This is a genomic window from Arthrobacter sp. Bi26 (genome assembly GCF_918697925.1).
In the GTDB taxonomy this organism is placed as follows: Bacteria; Actinomycetota; Actinomycetes; order Actinomycetales; family Micrococcaceae; genus Arthrobacter.
Genome location: NZ_CAKKMF010000130.1, coordinates 1 through 8,988, shown reverse-complemented (window position 1 = coordinate 8,988; position 8,988 = coordinate 1). Strand labels below are relative to the sequence as shown.

At 66.6% G+C, this 8,988-nt stretch carries 8 protein-coding genes; 1 reads left to right on the top strand and 7 read right to left on the bottom strand.

The window, feature by feature from the left end; translation table 11 throughout:
• Positions 1–37: 37 nt before the first annotated feature.
• From LQV16_RS21795 to LQV16_RS21765, 7 genes are all read right to left on the bottom strand, one after another.
• Positions 38–1,330 carry an IS256 family transposase gene (locus LQV16_RS21795; RefSeq protein ID WP_229995946.1) on the bottom strand — a complete coding sequence of 431 codons (1,293 nt, stop codon included), beginning with the start codon at positions 1,328–1,330 and terminating at the stop codon, positions 38–40.
• Positions 1,331–1,352: 22 nt separating this feature from the next.
• Positions 1,353–2,576, bottom strand: a complete 1,224-nt coding sequence (locus LQV16_RS21790) for a cytochrome P450 (RefSeq protein ID WP_229995945.1) — start codon at positions 2,574–2,576, stop codon at positions 1,353–1,355.
• Positions 2,573–3,250 (bottom strand): dethiobiotin synthase, encoded by a 678-nt coding sequence (gene bioD / locus LQV16_RS21785; protein WP_229995944.1) that lies wholly within the window; start codon positions 3,248–3,250, stop codon positions 2,573–2,575. Before bioD ends, LQV16_RS21790 begins: the two co-directional genes overlap by 4 nt.
• Positions 3,247–4,416 carry an 8-amino-7-oxononanoate synthase gene (locus LQV16_RS21780; RefSeq protein ID WP_229995943.1) on the bottom strand — a complete coding sequence of 390 codons (1,170 nt, stop codon included), beginning with the start codon at positions 4,414–4,416 and terminating at the stop codon, positions 3,247–3,249. Before LQV16_RS21780 ends, bioD begins: the two co-directional genes overlap by 4 nt.
• A complete protein-coding gene (locus tag LQV16_RS21775) occupies positions 4,413–5,774 on the bottom strand; it encodes an adenosylmethionine--8-amino-7-oxononanoate transaminase (protein WP_229995942.1) in 1,362 nt (453 codons plus the stop codon). Before LQV16_RS21775 ends, LQV16_RS21780 begins: the two co-directional genes overlap by 4 nt.
• 283 nt (positions 5,775–6,057) lie before the next feature.
• A complete protein-coding gene (gene bioB / locus LQV16_RS21770; RefSeq protein WP_229995941.1) occupies positions 6,058–7,083 on the bottom strand; it encodes a biotin synthase BioB in 1,026 nt (341 codons plus the stop codon).
• Positions 7,084–7,290: 207 nt separating this feature from the next.
• On the bottom strand, positions 7,291–7,878 hold the full coding sequence (locus LQV16_RS21765) for a hypothetical protein (RefSeq protein WP_229995940.1): 588 nt from the start codon (positions 7,876–7,878) through the stop codon (positions 7,291–7,293).
• Between the two features lie 120 nt (positions 7,879–7,998).
• Here LQV16_RS21765 and LQV16_RS21760 point away from each other — a divergent pair, with 120 nt between their 5' ends.
• On the top strand, positions 7,999–8,925 hold the full coding sequence (locus LQV16_RS21760; protein WP_229995939.1) for a ribonuclease Z: 927 nt from the start codon (positions 7,999–8,001) through the stop codon (positions 8,923–8,925).
• The last annotated feature ends 63 nt before the right edge of the window (positions 8,926–8,988 follow it).

Here is an 8,988-nt window from a genome sequence, read left to right as displayed (position 1 = left end):
GGGACTATCTCATTAACGGTGTATCCGGCGTTTTCATTTAGTAGCTTTCAGCTGCCGGGAATCGGTCGCTGAAAGTGATGGCGAAGGCGTTCAAAGCGGGCTTCCAACGCACGGCCCATCGGGTCTTGCCGGCACCGGTCGGATCGAGGGATCTCGTGACCAGATACAGGCACTTTAGCGCAGCCTGCTCGGTGGGGAAATGACCCCGTGCCTTCACCGCGCGCCGGTACCTGGCGTTCAGGGATTCGATCGCGTTGGTCGAGCAGATCACGCGCCGGATTTCCACGTCGTAGTCCAGGAACGGAATGAACTCTTCCCATGCGTTTTCCCAGAGCCGCACGATCGCCCCGTATTTCCTGCCCCAGCGCTCCGTGAGCTCCTCGAATGCTGCCCTGGCGGCCGCGGCGTTCGGGGCCGTGTAGATGGGTTTCACGTCGCGTTTGAGGGCGTCCCAGTCCTTCTTCGAAGCCAGCCGGAAGGTATTGCGGATCAGGTGGATGATGCAGGTCTGGACGGTCGTCAGCGGCCACACGTTGGCGACGACCTCGGGCAGGCCCTTGAGCCCGTCGCAGACCAGGAAGAATGTGTCTTTGACGCCGCGGTTTTTGATGTCGGTGAGGACGCTCATCCAGAATTTCGCGCCCTCCCCGCCGGTCCCGGCCCAGAGTCCGAGGATGTCCTTCTCCCCGTCCAGGGTGACGCCGATGGCGGCGTAGACGGGCCGGTTGGCGACCTGCCCGTCGCGGATCTTGACGACGATGGCGTCGATGAAGATCGCGGCGTAAACCTCGTCCAGGGGCCGGTTCTGCCAGGCGGCCATCTCCTCGAGCACGCGGTCGGTGATCCGCGAGACCGTCTCCTTCGACACCGAGGCACCGTAGATCTCGGCGAAATGGGCGCTGATCTCCCCGGTCGTCAGGCCCTTGGCGTAGAGCGAAAGGACCATCTCATCGACCCCGGTCAGGCGGCGCTGGCGCTTGGCGACGATCTTCGGTTCGAACGTGCCTTCCCGGTCCCGAGGAACGTCGATCTGCACCGGGCCCGTCGTCTCCGTCAGCAAGGTCTTGGGCCGGGTGCCGTTGCGCGAGTTGGCGGTGTCCTTGGCCGCCGCATCGTGCCGTTCATAACCGAGGTGCTCGGTCAATTCCTCATCCAGGGCGGTCTCGATGACGGTCTTCGTCAGCTGCTTCAGCAGTCCGTCAGGACCGGTCAGGGACAGCCCCTGTTCCCTCGCCATCCTGACCAGCTCGCGGGCGGCGTCAGCCTCAGATGTTTCTGTCTTCTTGTCAACGGTTTTCGTACTCGGCACAGCCTCAAGTGTTCCGGCCATATCGGGCTCCTTCCCGCCAGGCTTACCGCCCGGCGTGTCGAGCCGGATACACCGTTATTTCCACAGTCCCAACCGTGACCGTCCGGGGTGCCTGGAATGAAAGGAACCGGATCCATTCGGGCTCGGGATCATGCAGTTGTATCCCAGGAAGCGCGGCGGCAGTTTCCTGGACGATGACAGCCGCCTCGAGTTCGGCGAGCTTGGCGCCGAGGCAGCGGTGAATGCCTGACCCAAACACCAGGCCCGGGGACGCAGACGCCTCCCGCAGGTCCGCCTGCCCAACAATGTGCGCGCGTTCTTGCCCGGACGGTGAGGTGATCTGGTTGCCGGTAAGTTCGAGGAGGATCTCGCTGCCGGCAGGGATTACAGTGTCACCGAGGTTTGTGTCGTGGGCTGCCACACGGCGCCAGGTGGGGACGGATGATTCGGTGGCCAGTACGTGCCGGACCATAGTTTTGGAGCCGGCGTCGGACGCTGCGTCGTTCCAGCCCACAGGGGCCGACCCTTTAAGGAGCCGGAACAGGGTGGTGCTGATCAGCTGGGTGGTTGTTTCCTGTCCGGCGATCAGCAGGAAGTAGCCGAGCGAGCAGATTTCAGGGGTGGATAGGCCGTGTTCGGCTAGGGATTTGAACAGATTGCGTCCTGGGGCGGTCCTGGATTCTGCTACGAGTTTACGAAGCCAGACGTAGAAGTCTGCGGCGCTGTGGGCAAGTTCGAGTTGCCGGGCCTCGTCGGGCCAGCCCCAGAACAGCTCCATGGAGTCAAGGCCCCACCCCTTGAGATCCGTAAGGTCCCGGACGGGCAGTCCGAGGAGTTCAAGCATTACCACCGCCGGAGGAAACGCCGCGACCGTCTGCACCAGGTCCACGTGACCCGAGGATCCAAGCTGGTCCGCGGCGTTCTTTGCCGCTTCCTGGGCCAGTCCACGGATCCGTGGTTCCATGGCGGCGACGGTGGCGGGGGTGAAGAATCCCGCGACGACCTTGCGGATCCCGGCATGCGTGTCGGTGTCGTTGCTGGCCAGCACCGGCGGCAACGCAAAGCTCACGCGCTGCAGCACACGAAGGGCAGGCCCTTCCAGAGGAGTTACAGCGACCAGGGAATTCGCAGGACTGAAGTCGGCAGGCCGGTGCAGGACGTCCCGCACCGCGTCCGGGTCACGCACTACCGTGTACGGGCAGCGCGCCTGGCCGGAGCCAACCAGTTGAGGCGCGATGGATCCAGCCAAGGACACCAGCGGGTTCATGCGGGTAGTCCGTTCAGCCAGGCCGCCGCTTCGGCCCGGAACGCTGCCGGGGGCAGTTCCGAGGCCCGCTCGGGAATGGCACCGAGCAAGGGCACCTGCATCGATCCGAGAACCTCCCGGTTGCCGCGGTGGACAAACTCAGGGGCGGACGGCCAGCTCCCGAGCACCAGGCCAAGGACCCGAAGATCCCGCGCGGCCAGCGCTTCGAGGGTCAGAGCGGTGTGGTTCAGGGTGCCGAGGGCCGGCCGGGCGACGAGCACAAACGCCGCCGCCAGGAGCGAGCCCAGGTCGGCGAGCGTGCTGCCGTCGGAATCCAGTTCCACCAGGAGTCCGCCTGCGCCCTCAACCAGAACGTGGTCATGGGAGCCGGCGAGCTCGCGGACCCTCCCGGCGTGGACTGCCAGCCGCGGGAGCGGCGCACCGTCGACGGCGGCAGCGGCGACGGGCGCCAGCGGCTCCTTCAGGACAACGCCGGATTCCGCCGTCACGGCGCCGGCGAGCCGGACAATTTCGGCCACGTCGGAATCGCCGGCAGCGGCTCCCGACTGGCACGGTTTGTACACCGCGACGCTGCGCCCCGCTACCATCAGGGCGGCGGCGAGGGCAGCGGTCGTGATGGTCTTGCCGACGCCGGTGTCCGTTCCGGTGACCAGGATAATGCCGGGCAGGTTCATGGAAGTTCCTCCAAAATGCGGCGCAGCACTGCGCAGCTGTCGTCGATGTGCTCGGGTGTCAGTGTGGCTCGGGCGGTGAGCCGCAGCCGCGAAGTCCCGTCCGGAACGGACGGCGGACGGAAGCAGCCGATCCGGACGCCGGCGGCTCGCGCGGCATCCGCCGCTGTCAGGGCGGATTCGGCGGACGGCATGGCGACCGACTGGACGGCCCCCGCTGTCCGGTCGAGGGCTGCGCCGCGGGCGGACAGGGCAGGGGCGAGCCCGGCGGCAAGCGCCGCAGCGTTGGTTCGGACGCATCCGGCCCGCCAGGGCTCATCGCGGATGATCCGAACTGCGGCGAGGGCCGCTGCGGCGGAGGCGGGCGCCAGACCGGTGTCGAAGATGAAGCTCCTTGCCCGGTTGACGAGGTGTTCCCGCAGCAACGCGGATCCCAGGACCGCTCCGCCCTGGCTGCCCACGGCCTTGGACAGTGTCGCCGTCACGATCACGTTCGGATGCCCCGCGAGAGCTGTCCCGGCCACCGAACCGCGGCCCTGGAAGGTGCCGGTGCCGGTGACTCCGAGGCTGTGTGCCTCGTCGATGAGCAGCACGGCGTCGTATTCCTCGGCCAGGGTCAGCAGGTCAACGAGCGGTGCTTCGTCGCCGAGGACGCTGTAGACGGATTCGACGGCGATGAGTGCGCGCGGCTCCGACCGGCCGGCCAGCAGGCGGCCGGCTTCCTCCACGCTGTTGTGCGTAAACGATTCGGTGCGGGAGCGGCTGAGCCGGAAACCGTCGATCATCGAGGCATGGCAGTGCTCATCCGCGACGATCAGGGTCCCGGGGCCGCCCAGCGCAGTGATCACACCGATGTTGGCCAGATACCCGGAGGAGAACACCAGCGCCGATTCCATCCCGGCGAGCATGGCCAGTTCCCGCTCGAGGTCCAGGTGCAGCCGCGTGGTTCCGGCGACCAGCCTCGAGGAGGTTGCACCCGCACCCCACTGCCGGACGGCCGCCGCCGCTGCCTCGATGACCCGCGGGTCGGCGGCGAGCCCCAGGTAGTCGTTGCTGGCCAGGTCGATGAACTGTTCGTCGGCGGCACGGGGGCGCGGTCGGCGGACCAGGCCCCGGCGGTTCCGGACTTCAGCCTGCCGGTCCAGCCACTTGATCATCGAGACGCTCATCCCAGCCCCCTGGACTGTGCCGGGAGGCATTCGTGGACTTCGGCGACGGCGGCCGTCATGCCCGTGGTGATCTGCTCAACGTCCGCCGCGGTGCTGATGTATGGCGGCATGGTGTAGACGAGGTTCCGGAACGGCCGGACCCAGACGCCGTGCCGGATGGCTGCGGCGCTGACCGCGGTGACGTCCACGCCGTCCTGCAGTTCGATGACCCCCACCGCTCCGATGGTGCGGACGTCCCGGACGCAGTCCAGTTCCAAAGCCGGGGCCAGCCCGGACGCCAGGCCAGCGTTGATCCGGCCAACGTCGGCTCGCCAGCCGCCGTTGGCGATGATGCCAAGGCTGGCATTGGCAACAGCGCAGGCCAGCGGGTTGCCCATGAACGTGGGGCCATGCAGCAGCGCCCCGGCCTGGCCGCCGGAAACTGTCGCGGCCACGTCGTCGGTGCAGAGCATGGCGGCGAGGGTCAGGTATCCGCCGGTCAGGGCTTTGCCCACACACATGATGTCCGGCACGACGCCGGCATGATTGGCCGCGAACAGTTCGCCGGTCCGCCCAAAACCGGTGGCGATCTCATCGAAGATGAGCAGCAGCCCATGCCGGTCCGCCACCTGCCGGAGCACCGTCAGGCATTCGGCCGGGTAGGCATGCATGCCGCCGGCACCCTGGAGGACCGGTTCGACGATGATCGCGGCCAGCTCCCCGGAATTTGCGGCCGCGATCTCTTCGAACTCCGAGACCCATGCCCGTATGCTTTCCGGCGTGGCGAAAGCCGCAGCTGGCGGACGCGGCGCAAAGACGTTGCCGCCGAGCAAACCCGGGAATGCGGAGTGCATTCCTTCTACGGGGTCACAGACTCCCATCGCCGCGAACGTGTCCCCGTGATAACCGCCGCGGATGCTCAGGAACCGCTGCCTCTGAGACTGTCCTAGAGCGGTCTGGAACTGGACCGCCAGCTTCAGCGCCACTTCCACGGACACCGAACCCGAGTCAGCGAGGAACACCCGCTCTAATCCCGGCCTCCCGGGTGCCGCCGGCGCCAGGTCCACCAGCCGCTCGGCGAGTTCCACGGCCGGGGCGTGTGTGAGCCCGCCGAACATCACGTGGCTGAAACTCTCCAGTTGCCGCCGTGCGGCGGCGTCGAGCACCGGGTGGCGGTAGCCGTGGATTGCGGACCACCAGGAGGACATTGCGTCAACAACCTCATGGCGTGTGCCGTCCTCGCCCCGAAGCTGCAGCCGCACGCCGTCGGCCGCTTCGACCTCCCACAATGGAAGTTTCGGGGAGGCTGGTGCGTAGGGGTGCCACAACCGTGCGCGGTCCCGCTGGATCAGGCCCGTCTGCGCGGAATCCTGCGTCATTGAACCGGGCGTCATGGTGCGAGCACCCCGTGGCGGGAGCATTCTGCTGACCAGCCCAGCGGTGTGACCTGTACTTTCATGCGGCGCCGGCAGGCGGCGCAGTAGCGCGGCGGTTCCAGCTGCAGCAGTTCCTCGCACTGTCGGTGAGCGTACGACGGCGGCAGCGCACCACCGGCGTACATCCCGCCGCAGTGCCCGCAAAACTCAGCGGTGGCCGAGCTGGTGGTTGAGTCTGCCGAAACCGCGATATTAGAGCCGATGGTTGGGCTCGTTGATACCCGGTTCACAGTGTCTTCTGGAGTTCCTTGATGGGCATGTTCAGTTCCACCAGGAGGTTAAGGTCGGCGGTGGCGGGGCGGCCCAGGGTGGTGAGGTAGTTGCCGACGATGACGGCGTTGATGCCGCCCATCAGGCCCTCGCGGGTGCCGAGGTCACCGAGGGTCAGTTCCCGGCCGCCGGCGTAGCGGAGCACGGTGCGGGGCATGGCGAGTCGGAAGGCGGCAATGGCGCGGAGGGCGTCCTTGCCGTCCATGAGGCTCTGGTTTTCCAGCGGTGTCCCGGGCCGGGGGTTCAGGAAGTTCAGCGGGACCTCGTGGGGTTCCAGGGCTGCGAGCTGGGCGGCGAGTTCGGCCCGCTGTTCGAGGGTTTCTCCCATGCCGATCAACGCCCCGCAGCAGAGTTCCATGCCGGCGGCCTTGACCATGGCACAGGTTTCGAGGCGTTCTTCGTAGGTGTGCGTGGTGACGACTTCGGGGAAGTAGCTGCGGGCGGTTTCGAGGTTGTGGTTGTAGCGGTGCACGCCCCATTCGGCGAGCTGGTCCACCTGGCGCTGGGTCAGCATGCCCAGGGAGCAGGCGATGTTGATCTCCACTTCTTCGTTGATGCGGTCGATCGCGAATTTGATCTGGTTCATCAGCTTGATGTCCGGGCCGCGGACGGCGGCGACGATGCAGAACTCGGTGGCACCGGTAGCCGCGGTCTCCTTCGCGGCTTTGACCAGCTCCGGGATGTCCAGCCAGACGCCGCGGACGGGCGAGTCGAACAGGCCGGACTGGCTGCAGAAGTGACAGTCCTCGGGGCAGCCTCCGGTCTTGATGGAGATGATGCCTTCCACCTCGACGTCCTCGCCGCAGTGCTTCAGCCGTACGTCGTGGGCCAGTTGCAGCGCGGCGGGCAGGGCTTCGTCCGGCAGTCGGAGGATTTCGACAAGTTGAGCCTCGGAGAGGCCGATGCCGTCGTCGAAGACCTGCCGGCGGGCAGTATCGAGAATTGCATAGCTCGTGGCCGTGGGAGGTGCCTGAATCGTCATTGATTGTCCTTTTCGCTGGGTTTCGTGGATATGCCTCACCGGCGACAGTAGTTTCCGGCTGATTGCAGGATTTTGTGCGTTCCCCACAAGAAGGGGGGCGACAGTTTGTTTCGCCCGGAGGGGCCGCCGGACGGCCGGGCGCCTAGGGCCAATAGGGCATGCCTGATCGATTAGGGTGGCCCTGCATGTCCGTGGCCTAGGCGAGCGTCAACCGCAGGGGCACAGAGTCCCAGCCACGTAGGGTGTTGTTGTAGTGGCGTTCGATCGCCGAGGCCAGTTCGATGCTCTTGATCCGGGGCACCAGTTGTTCCAGCAATGACGCCGCCTGGAGGCGGGCTGCGTGCTGGCCCACGCACCGGTTGATGCCCATGCCGAAGGACAGGTGTCCGGACGGGTCGCGGGAGAGGTCGAACTCGTCGGGGTTTCCCAGCGGCGCGGATCGCGGTTTGCCGCCGCGAAGCACAGCATGACCCTGCTGGCTTCGGGGATTGTGCTGCCGCCGATGGTGACATCGCTGGACTTCAAGGCGTCGCGCTGGCACTTGGCGGTGGCCCACTCGGTGTATTCGGCGGCCTTGCACCTGCCCTGCTCCACCAGCTCGTTGTCAGGACCCAGCGCGTTGAAGGTGTGGTCGGCATAGGGCACCAGGTTTTCGCGGCCCTCCTTGGAAATGCCGGAAGCCTCGGGGAAGAAGTTCACCGGAAGCTTCGAGCCGATGTCGCGGTGCCCGTCGACCTCGACCGCCCCGCCGGGGGTGGAACCGGCCAGCAGTCCGTCGATGATGCCGCCGGCCATTGCCCACAGGTTGTCCAGGTGTTGGTCGCGGCGTCGCAACCAGACCGAGTGGAGGGACCAGGGCGCCCAACATGCCGGAGTCCCATCCCGTTGTCGCCATCGAGTGGCACACTGGACTTCATGCGTGAGTTCGTTGTCCTCGGCACCGCCTCGCAGGTCCCGACCCGCACCCGAAACCAAAACGGGTACATGCTGCGGTCGGATGGCGAGGACTTCCTCTTCGACCCCGGAGAGGGTACGCAGCGGCAGATGATCCACGCCGGAGTTACCGTCTCCCAGATCACGCGCATCTGCCTCACGCACGTGCACGGCGACCACTGCTACGGTCTGCCCGGCGTCCTTTCCCGCATGGCCCTTGACAAGGTCAACCACCCCGTCCACCTGCACTATCCTGCCTCCGGGGAGGACACCGTCCGAGCTCTCGTGTCCGTCGCGTCCTCGGGCATAGATCTTCGGCTGCATCCACATGGGGGCTACGGGGGCGGCGAACACGAGGGCCCCCGCCAAAGGACTTCAGAGCCGATCGCCCCGGGCCTGGAGGTCCGGGCGCTGAATCACCGCATCGAGGCCTATGGCTATCGGTTTGTGGAACCCGACGCGCGCACACTCCTTCCTGACCGGCTCGCGGCAGTCGGGATTGCGGGATCCGACGTCGGCCGCCTAATGCGCCAAGGAAACCTGGGCGGCGTGAGTCTGGAGGAGGTAAGCGAGCCGCGTCCCGGTCAACGCTTCGCCTTCGTCATGGATACCGCGCCCTGCCAGGGCGCGGAGGAACTGGCGGAGGGCGCTGACCTGCTCGTCACGGAGTGCACATTCAGCGACGACGACGCCGAGCTCGCCTCGCAGTTCCGCCATCTCACAGCGGGGCAGGCGGGCGAGCTGGCCGCATCGGCGGGCGCGGGGACTCTCGTCCTCACCCACTTTTCTTCGCGCTACGGGGACGTTGCCCCTCTCGCCGAGCAGGCCCGGGGTCGCGCCGGTCAAGCCAGGGTGGTTGCCGCGAACGACCTTGACCGCATTGCCTTTCCGCAACGTCGTGCGTCCTAACGACGTCTGCGGGAATTACACCTAAGGATCGTGCAGAGCCCAGTCCCGGGGACAACCTATTGG

Bases quoted from the DNA above. Each gene is read 5' to 3' on its own strand.
- LQV16_RS21795 (WP_229995946.1), bottom strand. From the start codon at position 1,330: ATGGCCGGAACACTTGAGGCTGTGCCGAGTACGAAAACCGTTGACAAG.
- LQV16_RS21790 (WP_229995945.1), bottom strand. From the start codon at position 2,576: ATGAACCCGCTGGTGTCCTTGGCTGGATCCATCGCGCCTCAACTGGTT.
- bioD (WP_229995944.1), bottom strand. From the start codon at position 3,250: ATGAACCTGCCCGGCATTATCCTGGTCACCGGAACGGACACCGGCGTC.
- LQV16_RS21780 (WP_229995943.1), bottom strand. From the start codon at position 4,416: ATGAGCGTCTCGATGATCAAGTGGCTGGACCGGCAGGCTGAAGTCCGG.
- LQV16_RS21775 (WP_229995942.1), bottom strand. From the start codon at position 5,774: ATGACGCAGGATTCCGCGCAGACGGGCCTGATCCAGCGGGACCGCGCA.
- bioB (WP_229995941.1), bottom strand. From the start codon at position 7,083: ATGACGATTCAGGCACCTCCCACGGCCACGAGCTATGCAATTCTCGAT.
- LQV16_RS21765 (WP_229995940.1), bottom strand. From the start codon at position 7,878: ATGGCCGGCGGCATCATCGACGGACTGCTGGCCGGTTCCACCCCCGGC.
- LQV16_RS21760 (WP_229995939.1), top strand. From the start codon at position 7,999: ATGCGTGAGTTCGTTGTCCTCGGCACCGCCTCGCAGGTCCCGACCCGC.